The 22,015-nt window shown below is 75.5% G+C and carries 17 protein-coding genes and 1 pseudogene; 13 read left to right on the top strand and 5 right to left on the bottom strand.

Translation table 11 applies throughout. The annotated features are described in order from the left end of the window. Positions 1 to 17 precede the first annotated feature (17 nt). The 8 genes from hypA to ACFVUH_RS14075 all read left to right on the top strand — a co-directional run bounded on the left by hypA (position 18) and on the right by ACFVUH_RS14075 (position 9,612). Positions 18 to 407 carry a hydrogenase maturation nickel metallochaperone HypA gene (gene hypA / locus ACFVUH_RS14110; RefSeq protein WP_355363171.1) on the top strand — a complete coding sequence of 130 codons (390 nt, stop codon included), beginning with the start codon at positions 18 to 20 and terminating at the stop codon, positions 405 to 407. Positions 408 to 412: 5 nt separating this feature from the next. Next, a complete protein-coding gene (gene hypB, locus ACFVUH_RS14105) occupies positions 413 to 1,207 on the top strand; it encodes a hydrogenase nickel incorporation protein HypB (RefSeq protein WP_387913304.1) in 795 nt (264 codons plus the stop codon). Continuing rightward, positions 1,204 to 3,513 (top strand): carbamoyltransferase HypF, encoded by a 2,310-nt coding sequence (hypF, locus tag ACFVUH_RS14100; RefSeq protein ID WP_387913303.1) that lies wholly within the window; start codon positions 1,204 to 1,206, stop codon positions 3,511 to 3,513. The genes hypB and hypF overlap by 4 nt, the downstream gene beginning before the upstream one ends. A 72-nt stretch (positions 3,514 to 3,585) precedes the next feature. Continuing rightward, positions 3,586 to 3,876: a HypC/HybG/HupF family hydrogenase formation chaperone gene (locus ACFVUH_RS14095; RefSeq protein WP_355363177.1), complete on the top strand. Its 291-nt coding sequence runs from the start codon at positions 3,586 to 3,588 to the stop codon at positions 3,874 to 3,876. Further along, the gene (hypD, locus tag ACFVUH_RS14090) at positions 3,873 to 4,997 is read left to right on the top strand and encodes a hydrogenase formation protein HypD (RefSeq protein ID WP_355363179.1); all 1,125 of its coding nucleotides are present in this window, start codon (positions 3,873 to 3,875) and stop codon (positions 4,995 to 4,997) included. Before ACFVUH_RS14095 ends, hypD begins: the two co-directional genes overlap by 4 nt. A 112-nt stretch (positions 4,998 to 5,109) precedes the next feature. Then, positions 5,110 to 6,099 (top strand): hydrogenase expression/formation protein HypE, encoded by a 990-nt coding sequence (gene hypE, locus ACFVUH_RS14085; protein ID WP_387913578.1) that lies wholly within the window; start codon positions 5,110 to 5,112, stop codon positions 6,097 to 6,099. Between the two features lie 201 nt (positions 6,100 to 6,300). After that, positions 6,301 to 7,122, top strand: coding sequence for a lipase family protein (locus ACFVUH_RS14080; RefSeq protein ID WP_387913301.1), 822 nt, complete (start codon positions 6,301 to 6,303; stop codon positions 7,120 to 7,122). A 69-nt stretch (positions 7,123 to 7,191) separates the two neighbouring features. Continuing rightward, a complete protein-coding gene (locus tag ACFVUH_RS14075; RefSeq protein WP_387913299.1) occupies positions 7,192 to 9,612 on the top strand; it encodes an alpha/beta fold hydrolase in 2,421 nt (806 codons plus the stop codon). Positions 9,613 to 9,733: 121 nt separating this feature from the next. On the opposite strand, the gene ACFVUH_RS14070 is transcribed toward ACFVUH_RS14075, so the two are convergent. From ACFVUH_RS14070 to ACFVUH_RS14060, 3 genes are all read right to left on the bottom strand, one after another. Continuing rightward, positions 9,734 to 10,141, bottom strand: coding sequence for a hypothetical protein (locus ACFVUH_RS14070; protein ID WP_355363187.1), 408 nt, complete (start codon positions 10,139 to 10,141; stop codon positions 9,734 to 9,736). 251 nt (positions 10,142 to 10,392) lie between these two features. After that, entirely contained in the window at positions 10,393 to 11,298 is a 906-nt protein-coding gene (locus ACFVUH_RS14065; protein WP_387913297.1) for an NAD(P)H-binding protein, read from the bottom strand. Between the two features lie 86 nt (positions 11,299 to 11,384). After that, positions 11,385 to 12,977, bottom strand: a complete 1,593-nt coding sequence (locus ACFVUH_RS14060; RefSeq protein ID WP_387913295.1) for a serine protease — start codon at positions 12,975 to 12,977, stop codon at positions 11,385 to 11,387. Positions 12,978 to 13,011: 34 nt separating this feature from the next. Here ACFVUH_RS14060 and ACFVUH_RS14055 point away from each other — a divergent pair. Then, positions 13,012 to 13,239: pseudogene (locus ACFVUH_RS14055) on the top strand (SsgA family sporulation/cell division regulator); the annotation flags it as partial. 138 nt (positions 13,240 to 13,377) lie between these two features. Here the strand turns inward: ACFVUH_RS14055 and ACFVUH_RS14050 are convergent. Then, complete coding sequence (locus tag ACFVUH_RS14050) at positions 13,378 to 14,427, bottom strand: alpha/beta fold hydrolase (protein ID WP_387913293.1); 1,050 nt, start codon at positions 14,425 to 14,427, stop codon at positions 13,378 to 13,380. A gap of 298 nt (positions 14,428 to 14,725) precedes the next feature. On the opposite strand from ACFVUH_RS14050, the gene ACFVUH_RS14045 reads away from it, so the two are divergent. Genes ACFVUH_RS14045 through ACFVUH_RS14030 form a run of 4 tightly spaced genes read left to right on the top strand, consistent with a single transcriptional unit; the run spans position 14,726 to position 20,004 of the window. Continuing rightward, the gene (locus ACFVUH_RS14045; protein ID WP_387913291.1) at positions 14,726 to 15,823 is read left to right on the top strand and encodes a hypothetical protein; all 1,098 of its coding nucleotides are present in this window, start codon (positions 14,726 to 14,728) and stop codon (positions 15,821 to 15,823) included. Next, on the top strand, positions 15,817 to 16,482 hold the full coding sequence (locus tag ACFVUH_RS14040; protein ID WP_387913289.1) for a hypothetical protein: 666 nt from the start codon (positions 15,817 to 15,819) through the stop codon (positions 16,480 to 16,482). The genes ACFVUH_RS14045 and ACFVUH_RS14040 overlap by 7 nt, the downstream gene beginning before the upstream one ends. A 2-nt stretch (positions 16,483 to 16,484) precedes the next feature. After that, positions 16,485 to 17,156, top strand: a complete 672-nt coding sequence (locus ACFVUH_RS14035) for an RES family NAD+ phosphorylase (protein WP_355363199.1) — start codon at positions 16,485 to 16,487, stop codon at positions 17,154 to 17,156. A 1-nt stretch (position 17,157) separates the two neighbouring features. Continuing rightward, on the top strand, positions 17,158 to 20,004 hold the full coding sequence (locus tag ACFVUH_RS14030) for a CHAT domain-containing protein (protein WP_387913287.1): 2,847 nt from the start codon (positions 17,158 to 17,160) through the stop codon (positions 20,002 to 20,004). A 47-nt stretch (positions 20,005 to 20,051) separates the two neighbouring features. Here ACFVUH_RS14030 and ACFVUH_RS14025 read toward each other — a convergent pair whose 3' ends face one another. Next, the gene (locus ACFVUH_RS14025; protein ID WP_387913286.1) at positions 20,052 to 21,947 is read right to left on the bottom strand and encodes a caspase domain-containing protein; all 1,896 of its coding nucleotides are present in this window, start codon (positions 21,945 to 21,947) and stop codon (positions 20,052 to 20,054) included. Positions 21,948 to 22,015: the final 68 nt, after the last annotated feature.

Genomic DNA, 22,015 nt, shown 5'->3' with positions numbered 1-22,015 from the left:
GGCGGGAACGGGGCCCCATGCACGAGATGTCGATCGCGACGGCCGTCGTCGAGCAGGTGGACGCCGCGGCGCGCGCGCACGGCGCGGACGCGGTCGCGCGGGTGCGCCTGCAGGTCGGCGAGCTGGCCGGGGTGGTGCCCGCGGCCCTCGACTTCTGCTTCGAACTGGCCTGCGCCGGAACGCTGGTGGAGGGCGCGGTGCTGGAGACCGAGGCGGTTCCCGCGCGGGCCAGGTGTCTGCCGTGCGCGGGCGAGTGGGCCGTCGGCATGCCGCCCGACCTCGGCTGCCCGCACTGCGCCGCCGGCGGCCGGGTCGAGCTGCTGGCGGGCCGCGAACTGCAGATCCTCGGCGTCGAGTGGGCCGCACGCCCGCCGGGCGCCGGGGCCGGTGCCGGACAGGAAGGCTGAAACCCATGTGTCGCTCGGTGGAACTCCGGCAGGCGGTCCTCGCCCGGAACGACGAGGGGGCCCGTGAGCTGCGCGCCCGGCTGCTCGCCCGGGGCACCGTCGTGGTGAACCTGCTCTCCAGCCCGGGCAGCGGGAAGACGGCGCTGCTGGAGGCCGAACTCGGGCTGGCCCGGGAGCGCGGGATCGCCGTCGCGGCGCTCACCGCCGACCTCGCGACGGAGAACGACGCGGTGCGCCTCGCCCGTTCGGGCGTGCCGGTGAAGCAGGTGCTCACCGACGGGCTGTGCCACCTGGAGACCGGGATGCTCACCGGGCAGTTGGCCGGCTGGCTCCCCGAGGGCACCAGGCTGCTGTTCGTGGAGAACGTCGGCAACCTGGTCTGCCCGGCCTCCTACGACCTGGGCGAGTCGCTGCGGGTGGTGCTCGCCTCGGTCACCGAGGGGGAGGACAAGCCGCTCAAGTACCCGACGGCGTTCGGGCTGGCCAACCTGGTGCTGGTGACCAAGGCGGATCTGGCGGCGGCGGTGGAGTTCGACGAGGCCGCGTTCCTGGCCGCCGTCGCGCGGGTCAACCCCGGCGTGGAGGTGGTCCACACCTCGGCCCGTACCGGGCAGGGGGTGGGGGAACTGCTGGAGCGGGCCCTCGCGGTGCTGGACGGCGTGCCGGTCCACCGGCCGGTGATGGCGGGTGCGCCGCAGCACGGGCACACGCACGGGGACGGGCACGGACACACCCACCCGCACGCGCATCCGCACGAGGACGAGCACGACCACGAGCACGCGGTCGCGGAGACGTCGTGACGCCGGCTGCGGCACCGGCGGGCCGGGAGCGGCGCCGGGTGGCCGTCAGCGGGCTCGTCCAGGGCGTCGGCTTCCGGCCTTTCGTCTTCGCGCTCGCCACCGAGCTGGGACTCGCCGGCACCGTCACCAACACCGGCGAGGGCGTCCTGGCCGAGGTCGAGGGCGAACGCGCGGCGGTCGAGGCGTTCTGCCGCCGCGTCGCGGGCGACGCGCCGCCGCTCGCCCTGGTCGCCGCCGTCGAGCACACGCCCCTGCCCGCCACCGGCGACCGCGGCTTCGCCATCACCCCGTCCCGAGGCGACGGCCCGCGCCGGACCCTGGTACCGCCGGACACCGCCACCTGCGCCGACTGCCTCGCCGAACTCGCCGACCCGGGCGACCGCCGCCACCGCCACCCGTTCATCAGCTGCACCAACTGCGGCCCGCGCCACACCATCGTCACCGGCCTGCCCTACGACCGGGCCAACACCACCATGGCCGGCTTCCCGCTCTGCCCCGACTGCACCCGGGAGTACACCGACCCCGCCGACCGGCGCTTCCACGCCCAGCCGGTCTGCTGCCACGCCTGCGGGCCCCGGCTCGTCCTCACCGTCCCCGGCCGGCCGGACGTCGAGCGCGAGGCCGCCCTCGACGGGGCCCGCCGGCTGCTGCGCGAGGGGGCGGTCCTCGCCGTCAAGGGCCTCGGCGGCTACCACCTGGCCTGCGACGCGCGGAACGAGGAGAGCGTCACCCGGCTGCGCCTGCGCAAGCGGCGCGGCGCCAAGCCCTTCGCGCTGATGGCCCGGGACCTCGCGGAGATCGCCGCCCTGGTCCGGCCGGGCCCGGTCGAGGAGGAACTGCTCACCGGCGCGGCCCGGCCGATCGTGCTGCTGCGCCGTTCTGGGCGGGCGCTGGACGCCGTGGCGCCCGGCAGCCCCGACCTCGGCGTCATGCTGCCCTACACCCCGCTGCACCACCTGCTGCTCGCCCCGCCCGGGCCCGGGCTGCTGGTGATGACCAGCGCCAACCTGTCCGGTGAGCCCATCGTGACCGACGACCGGGAGGCCCTCACCCGGCTCGCCCCGCTGGTCGACGCCTGGCTGACCCACGACCGGACCATCCACGTCCCCTGCGAGGACTCGGTGGTGCGGGTGGTCGACGGGGAACAACTGCCGCTGCGGCGCTCGCGCGGCTACGCGCCGCTGCCGCTGCCGCTCCCCGTGCCGGTCCGGCCCGCGCTGGCCGCCGGCGGCGACCTGAAGAACACCTTCGCGCTGGCCGAGGGCGGCTACGCCTGGCTGTCCGGCCACATCGGGGACATGGACGACCTCGCCACGCTGGGCGCCTTCGACCGCGCGGCGGCGCAGCTGGGGGCCGTCACCGCCGTGCGTCCGGAGGTGCTGGCGGTGGACCGCCACCCCGGCTACCGCTCCGCCCGGCACGCCCGGCGCACCCACCCGGCGGCGCAGGTGCGGACGGTGCAGCACCACCACGCGCACGTCGCCTCGGCCATGGCCGAGCACGGACTGGACGGCCGCCGCCCGGTCATCGGCGTCGCGTTCGACGGCACCGGCTACGGCGACGACGGCGCGGTGTGGGGCGGCGAGGTGCTGCTCGCCGACTACGACGGCTTCCGCCGGTTCGGCCGGCTGGCGTACGTACCGCTGCCGGGCGGCGACGCGGCGGTGCGCCGCCCGTACCGGATGGCGCTCGCCCACCTGTGGGCCGCGGGTCTGCCGTGGACGGCCGACCTGCCCGCCGTCCGGGACTGTCCGGGTGATGAACTGGCCGTTCTTGAGCGTCAGTTGGAGCGTTCGCTGAACTGCGTGCCGACCTCCAGCATGGGGCGGCTGTTCGACGCGGTGTCCGCGCTGGCCGGGGTCTGCCGGCTGGCCGGGTACGAGGCGCAGGCGGCGGTCGAGCTGGAGGCGGCGGCGCTGGAGCACGGACCGGCCGACGGGTACGCCTTCGCGCTGCGCCACGAGCACGGCGTGCTGGTCGGGGACCCCGGGCCGGTGCTGGCGGCGGCGGTCGCCGACCTCGCCGCCGGGGCGTCCGCCGGCCTGGTCGCCGCCCGCTTCCACGCCGCGGTGGCCGACCTGGTCCGCGCCATGTGCCGGGCCGCCCGGGAGGAGGGCGGACCGGAGACGGTCGCGCTGACCGGCGGGGTCTTCGCCAACGCGCTGCTCTCCGCCGACTGCGGCCGGGGCCTGCGGGCCGACGGGTTCACCGTGCTGCGCCACCGCCGGGTGCCGCCCAACGACGGCGGGCTGGCGCTCGGCCAGCTGATGGTGGCGGCCCGGGCCGACGGGCCGTACGTCGCTTGAGAGTTGCGAGTCGAGAGCCGAGTCGAGAGCCGAGTCGAGAGTCGAGAGTCGAGAGTCGATGGGAGAGAGCGCATGTGCCTGGCGGTGCCCGGCAGGGTGATGGAGATCGCGGAGCGGGACGGCACGCGGATGGCGGTCGTCGACTTCGGCGGCGTCGTCAAGGACGTCTGCCTGGAGTACCTGCCCGATCTGGCGGTGGGTGAGTACGCCATCGTGCACGTGGGGTTCGCGCTGCAGCGGCTGGACGAGGAGTCGGCCCGGCGGACCCTCGACCTCTTCGCCGAACTCGGCCTGCTGCAGGAGGAGTTCGGAGACCCGTGGGAGGCGGCGGCCGGGCCGGCCGGAACGGAGGAGCGGAATTGAGGTACCTGGAGGAGTTCCAGAACCCGGAGCTGGCGGGCGGACTGCTCGCCGACATCCGGGCGGCGGTGACCCGGCCGTGGGCGCTGATGGAGGTGTGCGGCGGGCAGACGCACAGCATCATCCGGCACGGGATCGACCAACTGCTGCCCGAAGAGGTGGAACTGATCCACGGGCCGGGCTGCCCGGTGTGCGTGACCCCGCTGGAGGTGATCGACCGGGCGCTGGCCATCGCCTCCCGGCCCGGGGTGATCTTCTGCTCCTTCGGCGACATGCTGCGGGTGCCGGGCACCGACCGCGACCTGTTCCGGGTCCGCGGCGAGGGCGGGGACGTGCGGGTGGTCTACTCGCCGTTGGACGCGCTGCGGATCGCCAGGGAGAACCCGGACCGCGAGGTGGTGTTCTTCGGCATCGGCTTCGAGACCACCGCCCCGCCGAACGCCATGGCCGTCCACCAGGCGAGGAAGCAGGGCGTGCGCAACTTCAGCATGCTGGTCTCGCACGTACGGGTGCCCCCGGCGGTCGAGGCCATCATGAACGCGCCGGAGTGCCGGGTGCAGGCCTTCCTCGCCGCCGGGCACGTGTGCAGCGTGATGGGCATCGAGGAGTACCCGGCGCTGGCCGAGCGCCACCGGGTGCCGATCGTGGTCACCGGCTTCGAACCGCTGGACATCCTGGAGGGGATCCGCCGCACCGTGCGGCAGTTGGAGCGCGGTGAGCACACCGTCGAGAACGCCTACCCGCGGGCCGTCCGTCCGGAGGGGAACCCGGCGGCCCGGGCCATGCTGGCGGACGTCTTCGAGGTGGCCGACCGGGCCTGGCGGGGGATCGGCGTCATTCCGGACAGCGGGTGGCGGCTCTCGCCGCGCTACCGCGACCACGACGCCGAGTACCGCTTCGACGTCACCGGGATCACCACCCGCGAGCCCGAGCAGTGCCGCAGCGGCGAGGTGCTGCAGGGGCTGCTCAAGCCGGACCGGTGCGAGGCGTTCGGCACCGTCTGCACCCCGCGCAACCCGCTCGGCGCGACCATGGTGTCCAGCGAGGGGGCCTGCGCCGCCTACTACCTCTACCGGCGGCTGGGCGCGCCGGGCGTTTCCCGGGAGGCGAGCCCCGTTGGCTGACACCGAGACCCTGACGGAGAACCCGGCGGGGACCCCGGCCGAGCCGTCCGTCGCGGCCGACTTCTCCGGGTGGAGCTGTCCGCTGCCGCTGCGCGACCACCCCCGGGTGGTGATGGGGCACGGCGGCGGCGGGGCGCTCTCCGCCGAACTGGTGGCGGGCGTGTTCGCCCCCGCCTACGGCGGCCGGACGCTGGCCGGCCTCGCCGACTCCGCCGTGCTCGAACTCGGCGGCGCCCGGCTCGCGTTCTCCACCGACTCCTACGTCGTGCGGCCGCTGTTCTTCCCCGGCGGCAGCATCGGCGACCTGGCCGTCAACGGAACGGTCAACGACCTCGCCATGAGCGGGGCGCGGCCCGCCTACCTGTCCTGCGGGTTCATCCTGGAGGAGGGGGTGGAGATGGCGGTGGTGGACCGGGTGGCCCGCGCCCTCGGCGCCGCCGCGCGGGCGGCCGGGGTGGAGGTCGTCACCGGGGACACCAAGGTGGTCGAGGCCGGCCGCGGTGACGGCGTCTACCTGAACACCGCCGGGATCGGGCTCGTCCCGGCGGGCGTGGACATCCGGCCGCAGCGGGCGGTGCCGGGCGACGTGGTGATCGTCAGCGGGGCCATCGGGCTGCACGGCGTGGCGATCATGAGCGTGCGCGAGGGCCTGGAGTTCGGGGTCGCGATCGAGAGCGACTGCGCGGCTCTCGGCGGCCTGGTCGAGGCGATGCTGGCCGTCACGCCCGACCTGCACGTGCTGCGCGACCCCACCCGGGGCGGGCTGGGCGCGGCGCTCAACGAGATCGCGGCGGCGGCTGGCGTGGGCGTGGTGGTGAACGAGCGCGCCGTCCCCGTGCCGCCCGAGGTGGCCAACGCCTGCGCCGTGCTGGGCCTGGACCCGATGTACGTCGCCAACGAGGGCAAGCTGGTGGCCTTCGTACCGCGCGCGGAGGCGGACGCGGTGCTCGCGGCGGTGCGGGCGCACCCGCTGGGCGCGGGCGCGGCGGTGATCGGCGAGTGCGTGGCCGAGCACCCCGGCACGGTCGTCGCCCGGACGGCGTTCGGCGGCACCCGGGTGGTCGACCTGCCGATGGGGGAGCAGCTGCCGAGGATCTGCTAGCCGGCAGGGCGGGGCGGGCCCCGGTGGACGGCGCACCCGTCCGCCGGGGCCCCGCGCTGTCCGGTCGCCCACGAACGGCGGTCGGGGTAGCGTCACTCCTGGTCACACGGTCGTCGCGGACCGCATGCCCGGGACGGGGTGCGGGTGGGGGCCGGCGTGGCCCCGCCGTCCCACCCGTCGACCCGACAGGAGTGTTCCACCGTGGCCGTACCCACCGCCTTCGACCAGCAAGCCACCGGATTCAGCCTTCCGCTCGCCTACAACCTGGCCGAGGCCGCCGAACTGGCCTACAAGGACGAGGCCACCATCGAGGCGCAGGCCCGCGAGTGGGGCTTCGACACGGTGCGTCACCATCAGACCCGCTTCACCCCGCCGTTCCCGCTCCAGGACACCCAGGCCTACACGATGGCCGGCGACCACATGATCGTCACCGCCTTCCGCGGCACCGAGCCCGCCCAGATCCGCGACTGGCTCACCGACGGGACCACCCCGCCCTGGCCCGGACCCGCCCGCACCGGCTACGTCCACTACGGCTTCGCCGAGGCCCTCGAATCCGTGTACCCCGACGTCGCCAAGGCCATCGCCGACCTGCGCACCGACGGGCAGAGCGTCTGGTTCACCGGCCACAGCCTCGGCGGGGCCCTCGCCATGCTCAGCGCCGCCCGGCTGAGCCTGGAGGACCCCCGGCTCCAGGCCGACGGCGTCTACACCTTCGGCCAGCCCCGCACCTGCGACCGGCTGCTCGCCGCCGCCTACGACAAGGGCCTCCAGGGCCGCACCCACCGCTTCGTGCACGACAACGACATCGTGCCCGAGCTGCCCCCGGAGCCCGCGTTCACCCATGTGGAGACGCTGCACCGGATCGACTCCGAAGGCCACGTCCGGGGCAGGAACGGGCTGGTCGGCGCGGTGGGCGACCGGGCGAAGGGCCTGGGTGCCGCCGCCTTCTCCCCGGACGGCGAGGGCATCCGCGACCACCTGATGCGCAACTACCTGGCCGCCCTGGAGAAGGCGCTCGCCTGACGGCGCGGGCGGCGCCGGAGGCCGGCCGGGACTTGACACGCCCCGCGTGCGGTTTCGAGGCTGGGCGGCATGTCGCCGAACCGCCGGCTGGGCCAGGCCCCAGCGATGACCTCCGTGGACGCCGCAGCGCACACCGGGCCGACCGCTCCGATGGGGCCGACCGGGCCGACCGGGCCGGAGCACCTCGACGTCCTGATCGTCGGAGCCGGGCTGTCCGGCATCGGCGCCGCCTGTCACCTGCGGCGCGAGCACCCCGGGCGGTCCGTCGCGATCCTGGAGGCGCGGGACGCGATCGGCGGCACCTGGGACCTCTTCCGCTACCCCGGCGTGCGATCCGACACCGACATGTTCACCCTCGGTTACGCCTTCGCGCCCTGGACCGGCGCGAAGGCGATCGCGGACGGCGCCTCCGTCCGCGAGTACATCCGGCGCACGGCGGGCGAGTACGGCGTGGACCGCCTGGTCCGCTACCGGCACCGGGTGGTGCGCGCCGAGTGGTCCAGCGCCGAGGCCCGCTGGACGGTGACCGCCGAACTCGGCGACCCGGGTGGCCCCGGTGGCGGCGGCGGGACGGTGACGCTCACCTGCCGGTTCCTCTACGCCTGCAGCGGCTACTACCGCTACGACCGGGGCCACACACCCGACTTCCCCGGCGTCGAGGACTTCGCGGGCCGGCTCGTCCACCCGCAGCTGTGGCCCGAGGACCTCGACCACACCGGCAAGCGCGTCGTCGTCATCGGCAGCGGCGCCACCGCGGTCACCCTGGTCCCGTCGCTCGCCGCGCGGGCCGCCAAGGTGACGATGCTGCAGCGTTCCCCCACCTACCTGGTCAGCCTCCCGGCCCGGGACGTCCTCGCCGACACGCTGCGCCGGGCGCTGCCACCGCGCACCGCCAACCGGATCGTGCGCTGGAAGAACATCCGGGTGGGCCTGGCCACCTACCGACTCGCGCGCCGGGCACCCCGGTTGGCCCGCCGGCTGCTGATCGCCGGCGTCCGCCGCAGCCTGCCGGCCGGCTACGACGTGGCGACGCACTTCACCCCGCGCTACGCCCCCTGGGACGAGCGGCTGTGCGCCGTACCGGACGCCGACCTCTTCCGGGCGATCCGCTCGGGCCGCGCCGAGGTCGTCACCGACCGGATCGGGCGCTTCACCCCGGACGGCCTGCGCCTGGAGTCCGGTGCCGAGCTGCCGGCCGACATCGTCGTCACCGCCACCGGGCTCAGCCTGCTCGCCCTCGGCGGGATGCGGCTGGCCGTCGACGGCCGGGAGATCGAGCTCGGCCGGCACGTCGCGTACCGGGCGATGATGCTCTCCGACGTCCCCAACTTCGCCTTCACCATCGGCTACACCAATGCCGCCTGGACCCTCAAGGCCGACCTGGTCGCCCGCTACGTCTGCCGCCTGCTGGCCCACCTGGACGGGACCGGGCAGCAGGTGGTCACCCCGGTCGCGCCCGCGACCCTGGAGCGCGAGCCCCTGATCGGCCTGAGCTCCGGGTACGTCCGGCGCGCGCTGGAGGACTTCCCCAGCCAGGGCACGACCGCCCCGTGGCGGGTGCACCAGAACTACCCGCGCGACCGCCGGACCCTGGCCGAGGGCCCGGCGGCCGACGGCGCCCTGCGCTTCTCCTCGCCCGCCGCGGCCGGGCCGGCGGGGGGCGACGGCCCGCGAACGGTCACGGTGGACGGGCGGCGCGTGCGCTACCGCGACACCGGGACGGGCCGGCCGGTCCTGCTGATCCACGGCCTCGCCCGATCCCTGGAGGACTGGAGCGAGCAGCACCGGCTCCTCGGCGAGGGACACCGCGTCATCAGCCTCGATCTGCCGGGCTTCGGCGGCTCCGAACGGCTGCCCGGTCCGACGACCCTGCCCGCCCTGGCCGCCGCGGTGCGCGCCTTCCTCGACGAAGTCGGCGTGCGCGAGCCGGTCCGGGTGGCGGGCAACTCGCTCGGCGGCGCCGTCGCCATGCGGCTCGCCGTCGACGCGCCCGACCGGGTGCACAGCCTGCTGCTGGCCGGCAGCGCGGGCTTCGGCCGCGAAGTCACCGCCGCCCTGCGGATCCTGGCGGTCCGCCCGCTGGGCCGGATGCTGCTGAGCCGCCCCGGCCGCTCCGCCGTCGCCCGGGCCGAGCGGGCGATCTTCCACGATCCGTCGTTCGCCACGACCGCCCGGATCGAGCACGCGCTGCGCCTGGCCGACCGGCCCGGCGCGGCGGACGCGATGCTGGAGGTCCTGGCGGACCTCGGCTCGCCGCGCGGCGCCCACGAGGCCTGGCGCCGCACCCTGCTCGCCGGGGTCGGCGCCCTGGGCCTGCCGGTGTTCGTCGTCTGGGGCGACCGCGACCGCGTGCTGCCCGCCCGGCACCTGGCCGCGGCCCGCGTGGCCCTGCCGAAGGCCCGCACCCGCCTGTTCCGGGCCACCGGCCACATGCCGCAGATCGAACGCGCGGAGGACTTCGCCGAGTTGGCGCTGGACTTCTGGGCCTGACCGGGCGGCGCGGGCCGGCCCCGGGTCGGGCCGCGGCGGGCAGTCGTCGTGGGGGGTGTCCCGGTGCGCGTCGGGTGCGCACCGGGACACCCTTCGGCCGACCGGCCTCAGCGCCGCACGGTCAGTTGGCGACGACCCGGGCCGTGGTGGTGACGCGGTTGAGTTCGAGGTCCGCGATGTACAGCGAAAGGTCGACCGAGGACCTGCTCCACGCCTGGTCGGCCGAGGCGGTGGTCACCGGGACGGTCACCTTGCCCGGCACGCCGACGCAGGGGACGTGGATCGAGCCCCTGCCGGACACGCCGGACTGGGTGCCCTGCACGGTGATGGCGGCCGACTGGAACTCCGGGAGGCACTGGTAGGTCACGGAGACGTTCAGCGTACGGCCGGAGTCCGCCACCGTGGCACCGTCGGCGGCGATCGAGATGGAGCGGGCGTAGGCGGGCGCGGTCGCGAGGACCACGCCGGCCGCGGCGACGGCGGGGACGGCCAGGAACCGGGTGAACTTCGTACGGGCGGACGAGCGCATGGTGATCTGCTCCAGTGGTGAGATGACGGCGGGGAATTCCCGCGCCCCATCGTGCTGTCGGCAATCGCCGGGATCGGCCGGAGAATCGGCGGGCGTCCGAAATGGCACGGCGAAATGGCGTGGAGTCGTCCGCCGGAAATCGCGTGTACGGCGTGTGTACGGAACGTAGACCGCATTTTCCTAGGGTTGGAATTTTCCGGGCCCGCGAATTCGGGACGACGGTCGAAATCGAAGTCCGGGGAGAACCGGTCTCACCCGCCGAAAAGGCGGGCGTGCTGCCGGAGGTATTCGCCGACGCCGGTGGCGGGGCGTCCGGTGACCTGCCGGACGCCGTCGGCCCGGCGGTCGTAGCGGTTCTCGGCGTGCAGGCGGGCCATGGTGGAGATGTGCTGGAAGGTGTGCTCCGACAGCGCCAGGGGTTTGAGGTCGCGGTCGATCCACTCGTCCAACGGGACGTCGGCGTAGCGGACCGGCCGGCCGAGGGCGTCGGAGGCCTCGGCGGCGAGGGCGGGGCCGTCCAGGGAACGCGGGCCGGTCAGTTCGAGGACGCGGCCGAGGTACGGGGCCGGTTCGGCCAGGACCTCCGTGACGACGGCGGCGACGTCGGCGGCGGCCACGGGGGAGGTGCGGGCCCGGCCGAGCGGCAGTCGGACGGTGCCGTCCACGGCGATCGAGGACAGGCCGGCCCGGAACAGCGGGTTCTCCAGGAACACGGTGGGCCTGATCTCGACCACGGGCAGTCCGGACCAGGTGAGGGCCTGTTCCACCAGCCACTGCTGACGGTGCTGGTGCGACTCGCCCGCGTCCCTCGGGCCCAGCTCGGAGACGGTCAGCTGCGACATGTTGACGAACACCTCCGGCCGCTGCCGCGCGCGGGCCACGGCCGCCGTCGTCAGGGCGGCTTCCAGGTACCCGGCGGAGACGCCCATGCCGAAGTACACGCGCGGGCAGCCGGCCATGGCCGCCGCCACGTCGTCGATGCGGGTCAGGTCCCCGACGACGACCTCGGCGCCGGTCGCGCGAAGGGCGTCGGCGCGTTCGTCCGCACGGCGTACCAGGGCGCGGACCGGGAGGCCGCGTCGGCGCAGGTTCTCGACCACGGATCGTCCGACGGCGCCCACGCGGCCGGCGGCGCCGGTCACCAGAATCGGTTGCACGGTGTCCCTCCAGGGTGTGGGTACGGCACACCAAGGGTGACCGCTCGCCCGCCCGGCCGCCGAGCGGGAGGGCGGGCGGGAGGGCGTCAGTGGGTGCGGTAGGCGTCGACGACGGTCTGGTCGAGAGTGTTGCCCTCGGTGTCGGTCAGCTCCGCGCGCAGCGAGACGGCGGTGTCCGCCGCCGCCGGGTTCGGGACCGTGACGGCGCCGGCGTCGACCGGGAGCCGGGTCCAGGAGGCGCCGCCGTCCGCGGACATCGAGACCGTCAGCGAGCGGACCCGGCCGTTCGCGGCGGCGCCCTGCACGGTGACGGGCACCCGGATCGGGCTGCCGGCCGCGGCGGTGCCGTCCGGGTTCAGCTCGGGCGAGAACCGCACGACGCTCACCGGCAGCGGGGTCGGCCCGGTCGTCGCGGCCGAGGGGAAGGTCCACGAGGCGTTCACCCGGGTGGTCGCGCCGGTCGCGGCCCTGCGGGTGACGGTGGCGGCCAGGCGGTACGAGGCCGGGGCCGCGGGCACCGTGAACGCGGCGCGCCCGGCCGCGGCGTCCGCCCCTGAGCGGGTGCCGATCAGTGCGCCGTCGCGGTGGAGCGCGGTGTAGGCCGTGTCGAAGGACGGCGCCGAGGGCACGTGGCCGTCGCCGTCGGCGAGCAGCGGGAGGTTCGCGGTGATGGTGTCGCCGTCGCGTTCGACGCCGGCCCGGTCGGTCAGCGCCGGGCCGAGGACCGGGCCCTCGAAGGTCTGGGTCGTGGTCGTCCCGGCCCGCAGGGCGAGGCCGTTGGCGAAGTAGCGGTTCGTCCGGGCGCCGTCGCCGCCGGGCGGCGCGAAGCTGAGGTCCCAGGTGCCGCGGTGGGGCGTGACGTGGACGGTGGCGGTGCCGGGGAACGGCATGCCCTGCGAGAGCCCGATGGTCGGTCCGGCGGCCGGTCCGGGGGTCGGCCCCAGATCGAAGGTCGCCGTCCCCGCGCCGCCCGGCCGGGCCGCGCCGCGGATCCGCAGGGTGGCCAGCTCCTGGGCGGTGTAGTGATGGGTGAGCCCGGTCAGCGCGCGGGTGCCGGAGAAGGTCCGGCCGAGCGCGTAGGTGTCCGTGTCGCTCGCCCAGTACGTGTCGTACCACTGCCTCACCGAGCCGGGTTCGCTATCGGGACCGAGGTGGGCCACCCGCAGCGGGTTCGGCGTCAGCTTGACCATGCTGGCCATCCTGGTGGCGCCCTCGTGGGTGACGTCCAGGAACATCCCGGCCTGCAGGAAGCGCGCGGAGCCGTCGGCGGGCCGGACGTCGACGGGGGCGGTGGTCCGCGCGTCGACGGTGACGGTGGTGTCCTGGTCGAGGTCGAGCCGGGGCTGGACGATCCAGTCGGTGCCGTCGGCCGGCCGCTCGGTGAACAGCGTGCTCTCCAGCAGGTACCGGCCCTTGGGCAGCCGCAGGGTGGTGACGCCGGAGGCGTCGTAGGGCTGCTCCGTGCGGTCGGCGCCGGCGCCGGAGATGCCGAAGACGGAGGTGACGTACCTCGCGGGCGCCTGGCCGGCGCGGTCCAGGTGGCGGATCGTGAGGGTGTACGTCGGCGGCTCCGCGGCGACGGCCGCGCCGCTCCAGGCGGGCGTCAGGCCGCCGACCAGCGTGACGGCGACGGCCAGGACACGGAGGACGGTCCGGCGGGGTGTGGAAGTTGTGCTCATGCCCTGACCTGGCCGCAGGGGCCCCGGAGTTCCTGTGATCCGGGCCACGTGCGCGGGCCTGCCGTCCCGGCGGGCTCGCCGGCCCCACGGTTTCCGGGTGCGCCGGGCGGCCGGGATCGGCGATGTGCGGGTCTTGCCGCCGTGCCGTTGCCACGGCCGCCGTGAGCTGCGGATCACGCTCCGGGCGGACGAGGGGACCGCCGTGATCGACGTGCCGGTCGAACCGGTGCGCCGCCGGCTCCACGATCGGGCCTTCGCCCTGGTGCCCCGCGGTGGGGGGCCGAACTGGTCGACTGGGACCTCGAGTCGGGCCGCTTGGCCGGGGGCGGTCCGGGACGCTGCTGTCCGCCCGTACCGGGTCTCCGGGTACGGGCGGACAGCGGGCGTTCGGCGGGCGCGCTCAGCGGGTGCCGCGGCGGCGGGCGACGCGGGTGAGCACCGCGCCGGAGAGGATCGCGGTGGCGGAGGCTGCGCCGATGGCGGCGAGGGCCTGGGCGGGCGAGCCGGTGGCCGCGAGCTCGGCCGGGGCCGTGCTGTCGCGCCCATCGCGTCCGTCGCGTCCGTCGCGTCCGTCGCGTCCGTCGCGTCCGTCGCTTCCGTCGCGGCTCGTGCTCGCGGCCTCGCGGATCTGGCGGGTGACGACGTCGGGGTGGGACATCATCGACACGTGCGAGGAGTCGACCTCGACGGTGCGCGACCTGCCGCGTTGGGCCTCGAAGCGTTCGAGGTCGGGGGCGATGGCCTTGTCCTGTCCGGAGACGACGAACCAGGACGGGATGTCGTGCCAGGCGGCGGCGGTGAGCTTCTCGCCGAACCCGGCCTCGGAGACCGGACGCTGCTCGGCGGCCATCCGGCGGGCCCGGGGCTCGGGCAGGTCGGCGGCGAAGACGTCGTGGAACCTGTCGTTCCTGATGTACAGGTCGGTGCCGCTGCCGCCGCGGTCCTTGAAGGGCACGGGGTTGAGCGAGGTGCCGAGCTCGCTGCCGGTGAACTTGGCGGACAGCTCGGCCGGGGACTCGCCGACGTCGGGCATGAACGCCGACACGTAGACCAGGGCCTGCACGTTCGGGTTCCCGGCGGCGGCCTGGGTGATGACGGCGCCGCCGTAGGAGTGGCCGGCCAGCACGATCGGGCCGATGATGCTCTTCAGCAACTCGGCGACGGAGGCGGCGTCGTTGGCCACGCCGCGCAGTTCGTTGGGCGGGGCCAGGACGGGGAAGCCGTCGGCGAGCAGGCGTTCGACGACGGCGTCCCAGCCCGAGGCGTCGGCGAACGCGCCGTGCACCAGGACCACCGTCGGCTTCCCCCCGCCACCCGGTCGACCGCCACCACTCGGCCCGCCCCCGGCCTGGGCGGCGAGGGCGGGGGCGGCGGTGGCGGCGACCGCACAGGTGGCGAGTGCCACCGTGGCGGCGGTGAGGAGCGGGGAACGGGGCAGTGATATGCCCATGATTCCAACCTTTCGAATGGGGTGGGGCTGCAACCACCCTGTGCACACCCGAGCGCCGGCAGCACCTCGCGCTGCGCACGGGGAGTGAACCCGCACGGCCGTTCGGGTTCCGTGGCGGTCGGCGGGGGCCGACCGGCGCGCGACCGGGAAACGACCTGGCGCGCGGGGTCGCGGGCGGGGCCGGCGGCCCTAGCATCGAGGCGGCGGGGGGAACTTGTCGCGATGCTGTTCCGCGCTCGATCATTGCCGTATGACGGCTGGTACTCCGCAGTTTGACGTTGCGTCGATTCTCCGCGAGGTGAAATTGGTCCGCTCCGAGGGGCTGGTCCGGATCCGTGACCTGGACCTTCCGTTGCTTCGTGGGATGGCCGTCTGGGCGCCCGGGGCCGTCGTGGAGGCCTGGCCGGTCGAGGTGGAGAAGCTGCTGCGCGAGGCGGTCTCCCGGCTGGGCGGCGGGGACCTCCAGGAGGCCGCCGAGCTGACGCTCGGGCTCGCGCCGGGCATGCGGGACAGCGTGGCGGCGGAGCGGCGCAAGCGCGCCGCGCGGGTCTACAGCCTGAGTACCGAGCGCTTCCGCAAGAGTCAGGAGGGGACGGTCCTGGCGCAGGTGGTCGAGCAGCTGTGCTGGATCGCGGGGGCGGGCGCGCGCGACGTTCCGGGGGCGGGCGGAACGGTGCCCGCGCCTTACCGCCAGCACCGCGAGTTGCGGATCGATCGCCAGGGGCGCGCACGGCGGGTTCTGCTGCACATTCACCCGGTCGAGTGGCTGCGCTGCGTGGACGTGGTCGTCTCGCCCAGCAACACCCACTTCGAGCTGCCCCCGGTCTACAAGTCCTCGGTGGCCGCCTCGCTGCGGCGGGCCGCGGCCGGGCGCGACGCGACCGGCGAGGTGGTCGCCGACCACCTCGCCGACGCCCTGGCGGCGGCGCGGCACGAGCGCGGGCTGCCGGCCGGGCCGGTGCCGCCGGGGGCCGTGCTGGCGACCGCCCCGGGGGCACTCGCCCGACGCGGCGTGCGGCGGATCTACCACGCCGCCGTGACGGCGCCGAGGCCCGGCACCAACGACTACGACACCACACCGCAGGGCGTCGCCGACGCGGCCGCCCGGGTGCTGGAGCTGATGTCCCGGGAGGGCGCCGCCTGCACGCCCCCGCTGCGCTCGGTCTGCTTCCCGCTGCTGGGCGCCGGCCGCGGCGGCCTGCCGGTCGAGGCCAGCGTCGGGGCCATGTGGCCCGTGCTCGACGCGGACGGCGGTCCCGACCGGGAGGTGCACCTCATCGTCCGCCGCCCGGACACGGCGGACCAGTTGGCGAGGTTCCTCGGCGCCGAGCAGCTGCCCCCCGACGGCGCGGCCGCGTGCTCCGGCGGACCGGCGGAAGGAGAACGGCCGTGGTGAACGCCGTGGCGTTGCTGGCCGGGTTCGCCGCGAGCTGGTCGCGGCTGTCGCCCCTGCTCGACCCCGGCGCGCGCCGGGCCCTGGTACCGATCCTGGCCGAGTTCAGGACGGTGGCGGGCGCCGACGAGGCCGACGCCCGCACGCTCGCCGCCCGTGCCGTCGCGACGGTGCTGGACGGACTCCCGGCCGACGAGGCCGAGCGGCTGCGGGCCGACGCGCAGGGCGCGCGGTTCTCCGACGCCTCACCGGACCCGCGCCACGACGGCTACAGCGCCGCCGACCTCTGTCTGCTCGTCGTCGACCGCAACCCCATGGTCGGGCCGCTGCTCGGACCGATCCGCGAACGGCTCCTCGCCGCGCCGGCCGTCGTCCGGCCGGTCTGGGAGGAGATCGACCCCAGGCTCGTCGTCCTGACCGGTCCGGACGGCCGACGACGGCTGCCCGCCTTCCAGTTCGAAGCCGCCCTGATGCCCTGGGCCGTCGTCCTGGACGTCAACGCCGCCCTACGGGCCGACGCCGACCCCTGGGGCGCCGCCGACTGGTGGCTCTCCGGCCACAGCCTGTTCGGGGCCGCGCCCGCCGAACTGCTGGGACGCGGCCGGGACGCCGAACTGCTCGGCGCTGCCAGGGCGTTGGCCGGCCTGGACGGGGAGGGGTAGTCGTGCCGAGGTACCCCTGCCCCGACAGCCTGCCGGGCGAGCCGATCCGCGCCGTCCTGGCCGCCGGAACGACCCTCTACCGCGTGCACTCCACCCACCGCTCCCCGGTCGCGTTCAACTCCGTCCCCGCGAAGGCGCTCTACGACGGCGGCCGGTTCGACGGCACGCCGAACGACGAGTACGGCTTCCTCTATGCCGGGTTCGGCCCCGGCGCCGCGCTCTGCGAGGTCCTGCTGCGCTCCATCCCGTTCGACGCGAGCGGAGGCCCGCGACTGCTCCAGCGGGCCGCCTTCGAGCGGCGCAGCCTGTCCGTGCTGCGACTGCGCGAGTCCGTCCAGGCGGTCTCCCTGATGTCCGGTACGGAACTGGCCGCCGTGGGACAGGACTCCTGGCTGATCCACGCCGAGGGCCTGGAGTACCCGCAGACCCGCGACTGGGGCCACTGGATCAGGGAGCGGACCAAGACCTGGTCCCAGGGCTTCGTCTGGCCGTCGAAGCGCGAGCCGGCCGACCGGGTCGTCGTGCTGTTCGAGGACCGCTGCGGCGACGCGCCGCTCGAACCGACCGGCCACACCGTCGACTTCGGCACCGAGGAGGGCGAGGAATGGCTGAACGCGGCGCTCTCCCCGTACCTCACCCGGACCTCCCCGAAGCAGCCCGGAAGGTGGCTCTGACATGGCGGCGGACTACGACCTCCACGTGCTGTTGTACGAGATCCAGGAGGCGTCCCGGGGCGGTCTCCTCCTCGCCCAGGACATGAACCGGATCACCGGTACGGTCCTGGACCACCTCGGCTGCGCCACCGGCGACGAGGCCTTCGAACTGCTCTACCGCGACTGGAAGGCGCTGCCGGCCGGCACACTGCTGTCCGGGATGCGCGCCGGCCAGATCATCTCCGTCCTGCCGCTGCTCCAGCTCGACCGCAACGCGCCGCTGCACGGCCGGGACGCCGAACTGCTGGCCGCCGCCAGGTCGCACGGGCCGACCGGGAAGCCCTGGCAGACGGACATCGGCGCGCTGGCCGCCGGGCTGCAGGCGCGGGGCGACCTGACGTCCCCGGCCGAGCTGGAGCGGACCCTCGCCGAGGTGGACCGCCTGCTCGCGGACGTGCCGCAGGACGGCGATGCCCACGGCGCGCTCACGTTCATGCGCGCCTCCCTGCTGTTCAACCTCGCCCAGATCGCGGGCGGTCAGGACGACTTCGACGAGGCGGTCGACGAACTCGTCCGCCTGGCGGACCGACCGGTCTTCGCCGCCCCCGGGATGCGCCAGGTCTTCCCGGCGCAGCTGGCGATGTTCCGATCCAGCCAGGCCACCCGCCGCGAGGACGAGCCCGCGCTCGCGCAGGCGATCCGGGAGATGGAAGCGGCGCTGGCCGAACTGCCGCCCGACTTCATGGACCGCGCGAGCTTCATGACGGTGATCGACACCGCCAAGTACAACCTCCGCGCGCTGCGGGCCCGACGCGGCGGCGAGGGGGACTGGAAGCTCACCCCCGACGCCCTGACCGCCCCGGCCCCGATCGAGGAGATCCGCCGGCACTGCGCGCTGCTCCCGCCCGGCCCCAGGGCCGACGCGCTCACGGATGCCGCGATCGGCCGCAGTGCGCACGCGCTGGCCGCCGGGGACGGGGTCCTGCTGGCCGAGGCGATGGCCCTCGTGGAGGACGCGCTGGAACTGACCGACCCGGACAGCGACAACTGGACCCGCCAGACCCACCTCCTGGGCGTCGCCCACTGCGCGGCACCGGAGCTGGGCCCTATGCCTCCCGGTCTCCGCCGGCACCACCTGGACCAGGGCATCGCCCTGCTGAGACACTCCGCGCGGGCGGCCAGGGGACCGGAGCACACCCTCTGGGGCGCCACGACCATGAGTCTGTCCCAGGCCTTTCGCCGACGGGGCCGGACGCGTCAGGTCCGCGCCGGGTCCGCGGGCGGCGACCACGCGGAGTCCCGGCGCCTCGGCCTCGACGCCTTGCGGGCCCCGGCCTGGAGCGTCCTGCTGCAGTCGGGTACCGCCCACGCGGCCGAGGTCGCCCGCCTCGCCGGTGCGCAGGCCCGCGAGGTGGCCCGCTGGAGCCTCGCGGACGGCGCGTACGAGGACGCCGTCCGCGCGCTGGACGCCGGCCGGGGGCTCGCCCTGCACGCGGCCACCGTGAGCGCCACCGTGCCCGACCTGCTGGTCTCGCTGGACCGGGCGGACCTGGCCCGGGAGTGGCGGGCCGCCGGAGCCGAACCGGTCGTCGACCACGGCGCGGCACTGTCCGCGCCCGGTTCGCCCGCGGGGCCGTCGAGCCGCTTGCGGCGCCGGGTGCTGGAGACGCTCGCGGCCTCGCCGGTGCGCGGGCGGGTGCTGGAGACCCCGGAGCCCGGTGAGATCGGGGCGGCGCTGCGCGCGCTCGGGGCGACGGCGCTGGTGTACCTGCTGGCGGGCGACGACATGGGCCAGGGCGCCGCGCTGCTGGTCCACGCGAACGGCCGGGTCGAGGCGATCGTGCTGGACGGGCTCAGGACGGACGCCCCGCCGCTGACGCGCTACCGGGCCGCCGGGACCCCGGGACGGGTGGCCGGTGCGCCGCCCGGCGGGCCCGCGCCCGCCGGGCCCGCCGCCGGGACGGCCGCCGACCGGGCGGACGCCCTCGCGGAGCTCTGCGACTGGGCGGGGCGGGCGGTGATGGGCCCGCTGCTCGACCGGGTCGGCCGCAGCCCGGGCCGGGCGCCCACCCTGGTGCTCGTCCCGATGGCGGAACTCGCCCTGGTGCCCTGGCACGCGGCGCGCGTCACCGGGCGTCGCGGTCGGCGGAGCCGGGCCTGCCAGGAGGCCACCGTCTCCTACATCCCCTCCGCCCGGCTGCTGTGCGAGGTGGCCGCGCGGCCCGCGTCGGCGGCCCGTGAGGTGCTCGTGGTGGGCAACCCCACCGGCGACCTGCACCACGCCGGGGCGGAGGCCGCCGCCGTCCACCGCGACTTCCACCCGGACGGCGCCCTGCTCGACGCCCGCACCGCGACCCCGGCGGCCGTCCGGGACTGGCTGCGGCGCCAGCGCGGCGGCGTGCTGCACCTCGCCTGCCACGGGACGGTCCGCGAGGGCGAGCGGCACAGCGCCTACCTCGCGCTGTCGGGCGGCACCCTGGCCGCCGAGGAGCTGACCGAGGACCTCACCGGCCGCCGTGCGCTGGAGCTGGTGGTGCTCGCCGCCTGCCGTACCAACGTCTCCGGGCGCGGCTACGACGAGGCCTACAGCCTGTCCACCGCGTTCCTGGTCAGCGGCGCGCGCTCGGTGCTGGGCTCGCTCTGGCCGGTGCCCGACGAGGCGACCTCGCTGCTGATGTACCTGACCCATCACTACCTGAGCCGGGAGGGCCTGTCGCCGGGGCAGGCCCTGCGCCGCGCCCAGGCGTGGTACCTGGACGACCGCCGGCAGGCGCCGCCCGGGATGGCTCCGGAACTGGCCGCCCAGGTGCCGGGCGTCCGGGCCGACGATCTGGTGAGCTGGGCGGGGTTCACGCACCTCGGCTGGTGAACCCCGCCCGGGCCGGCCCGGGCACCTCGGCTCCTCGGCTCCTCGGCTCAGGGAACCTCGGTCCGTACCACCAGCGCGGCCGTCCCCCACCGTCCGTGGCCGCCCGGCGCCGCCCCGGCGACCCGGTCGCCGCTCGGCGGACCCAGGTGGACCAGCGGTCCGTTGTCGGCCGGGTCGGCCGAGCGGGCCGACCATCCGGTCCACGCGTCGAGCTGGAACGGCACGGTGTTCAGCACGTTCTCGGCCGCGATCACCTTGAGCACGTCGACGGTGGACGCCCCGCTGCGCGGCGGCTGTGTGTGGGGCAACTGGAAGCACACCGGCTCGTTCGCGCGGGCGACGCCCCGGTACCGACCGACGACGAAGTCGCCCGGGTAGTTGTCCGTCGTGGCGGCGTAGTCGGTGCTGAGGGAGACCAGGGTGCACCACAGGGTGCGGTCGGAGTCGTTGTGGATCAGGACCCTCAGCTGCGGGGGCCGGCCGTCCCGGGTGTACGAGCAGACGATCTCGCCGGTGCCGGTGCGCCGGCAGGTGCCGACCGAGGGGGAGTCGACGGTCACCCGGAGCAGGGTGGAGAGCCACGGGTCCGGGTTGGCGAGGTCCCTGATCCGGTGCCAGCGCGTGACGTGCGTCAGGAAGTCGGCCAGCCGGGTCGCGTCCGCCGCGGAGCGCAGCGGCAGGAACGGGGCGTCGCCACCGGCGCCCAGGACCTCGGCCGCGCCGTCGCGCAGCACCACGCGCAGCGGCAGGCCGTCGCCGCCGCGGGCGAGCAGCGGCGCGGCGGCCACCGCCCGCTCGACCAGCCGGACCGCGGCCCGGTCGTCCCCGGAGACGGTGACGGCCGCGGGCGGGAACGCCAGCGAGGACGGGGTCACCGGGTAGGCCGCGCCCGTGTCCTCCCGCCGGGCCCACGAGCCGACCGGGTCGACCAGCGCCGACTCCGGCCGCAGTTCGCGCACCACGACCTTCCGGCCGGCTCGTGAGGCGTCGGTGCCGGCGTCCGGGAGCAGGGTGAACTCGGCGCCGATGCGCCGGAGTCCGTGCGCCAGACCGCAGTTGACCTCGAAGCCGGCCGAGGTGGAACGGAGTACGAACGGGGCGGAGGTGAGCTCGTCGCCGTGCAGGAAGCGGCGGTTCTCGGCGCCCCGCAGCTCGGGGTGCTGGGGGCCGGAGGTGCGCCGACGGACCTGTTCCTCGGCGAGCGCGTGCAGTTGGCCGTAGGTGGTGTGCGGCCCGAGCCGCTCCAGGGCGTCGAGCAGGGCGTGGCTGAAGTGGCCGCGGTGGGTGCCGTCGATCAGCCCCTCGTGGGCCTTCTCCTGCGGCCGGCAGGCGGCGAGCAGGACGTGCCGGGGCGGCTCCGGGCCGGTGCCGCCCGCGCCCCGGGCGCCGGTCGGCGTGTCGGCGGACGGCCCGGTGGGCGGCTGCGTCGAGGGACCGGCGGCCGGCTCGGCGTCCCACCAGGGCATCCACTCCACGCCGCGGGTGGTGAGGCCCGGGTCGTCGTCGCGGCTCGCTCCGCCGGCGTGGCAACAGTCCAGGACGGCGACCACGTGCGTGCCGCCCCGGGCGAGTCCGTCCAGCAGCGGGCCGAGGGTGGTGTCCTGGAGCAGGGCCCGCCCGCCCTCGGTGAGGCTGTCGTGGCAGACCAGCGCCTGGTACCGGCCGGTCGCCTCGCGCGGGTCGCCGGTGGGGCGGGAGGCGCCGTGGCCGCTGAACCACAGCAGCGCGGTGTCGCCCGGCCCGCACCGGCCCAGGTGGTTCCGGATGCCCTGGCGCACCGCGGCGGTGCCGGCCTGTTCGTTGAGCAGCGTCCGGATCCGCGTCGGCGGTCCGGGTCGGCGGGTCAGCCAGGCCTCCACCGCGCGGATGTCGTTCTCACATCCCTTGAGCGGTTCGGTCGGGTAGCGGTCGATGCCCACGAGGAGGGCGTAGACGGTGCGCATGCGGTGATCCTTCCAGCCCGGGCCGGTCGGGCGCGGGTCGTTCGTCGGGCGGGTGGTGGGCGGGGTGC

Origin of the sequence: Kitasatospora sp. NPDC058032 (assembly GCF_042885845.1) — a bacterium.
Taxonomy (GTDB): domain Bacteria; phylum Actinomycetota; class Actinomycetes; order Streptomycetales; family Streptomycetaceae; genus Kitasatospora.
The sequence above is the reverse complement of the archived record's forward strand: the minus strand, read 5'-3'. Positions and strand labels throughout refer to the sequence as shown.

Coding starts and splice junctions, on each gene's coding strand:
- ACFVUH_RS14025 (WP_387913286.1), bottom strand. CDS start 21,947: ATGCGCACCGTCTACGCCCTCCTCGTGGGCATCGACCGCTACCCGACC.
- ACFVUH_RS14060 (WP_387913295.1), bottom strand. CDS start 12,977: ATGAGCACAACTTCCACACCCCGCCGGACCGTCCTCCGTGTCCTGGCC.
- ACFVUH_RS14070 (WP_355363187.1), bottom strand. CDS start 10,141: ATGCGCTCGTCCGCCCGTACGAAGTTCACCCGGTTCCTGGCCGTCCCC.
- ACFVUH_RS14030 (WP_387913287.1), top strand. CDS start 17,158: ATGGCGGCGGACTACGACCTCCACGTGCTGTTGTACGAGATCCAGGAG.
- ACFVUH_RS14050 (WP_387913293.1), bottom strand. CDS start 14,427: ATGGGCATATCACTGCCCCGTTCCCCGCTCCTCACCGCCGCCACGGTG.
- ACFVUH_RS14075 (WP_387913299.1), top strand. CDS start 7,192: ATGTCGCCGAACCGCCGGCTGGGCCAGGCCCCAGCGATGACCTCCGTG.
- hypA (WP_355363171.1), top strand. CDS start 18: ATGCACGAGATGTCGATCGCGACGGCCGTCGTCGAGCAGGTGGACGCC.
- hypE (WP_387913578.1), top strand. CDS start 5,110: ATGGGGCACGGCGGCGGCGGGGCGCTCTCCGCCGAACTGGTGGCGGGC.
- ACFVUH_RS14095 (WP_355363177.1), top strand. CDS start 3,586: ATGTGCCTGGCGGTGCCCGGCAGGGTGATGGAGATCGCGGAGCGGGAC.
- hypB (WP_387913304.1), top strand. CDS start 413: ATGTGTCGCTCGGTGGAACTCCGGCAGGCGGTCCTCGCCCGGAACGAC.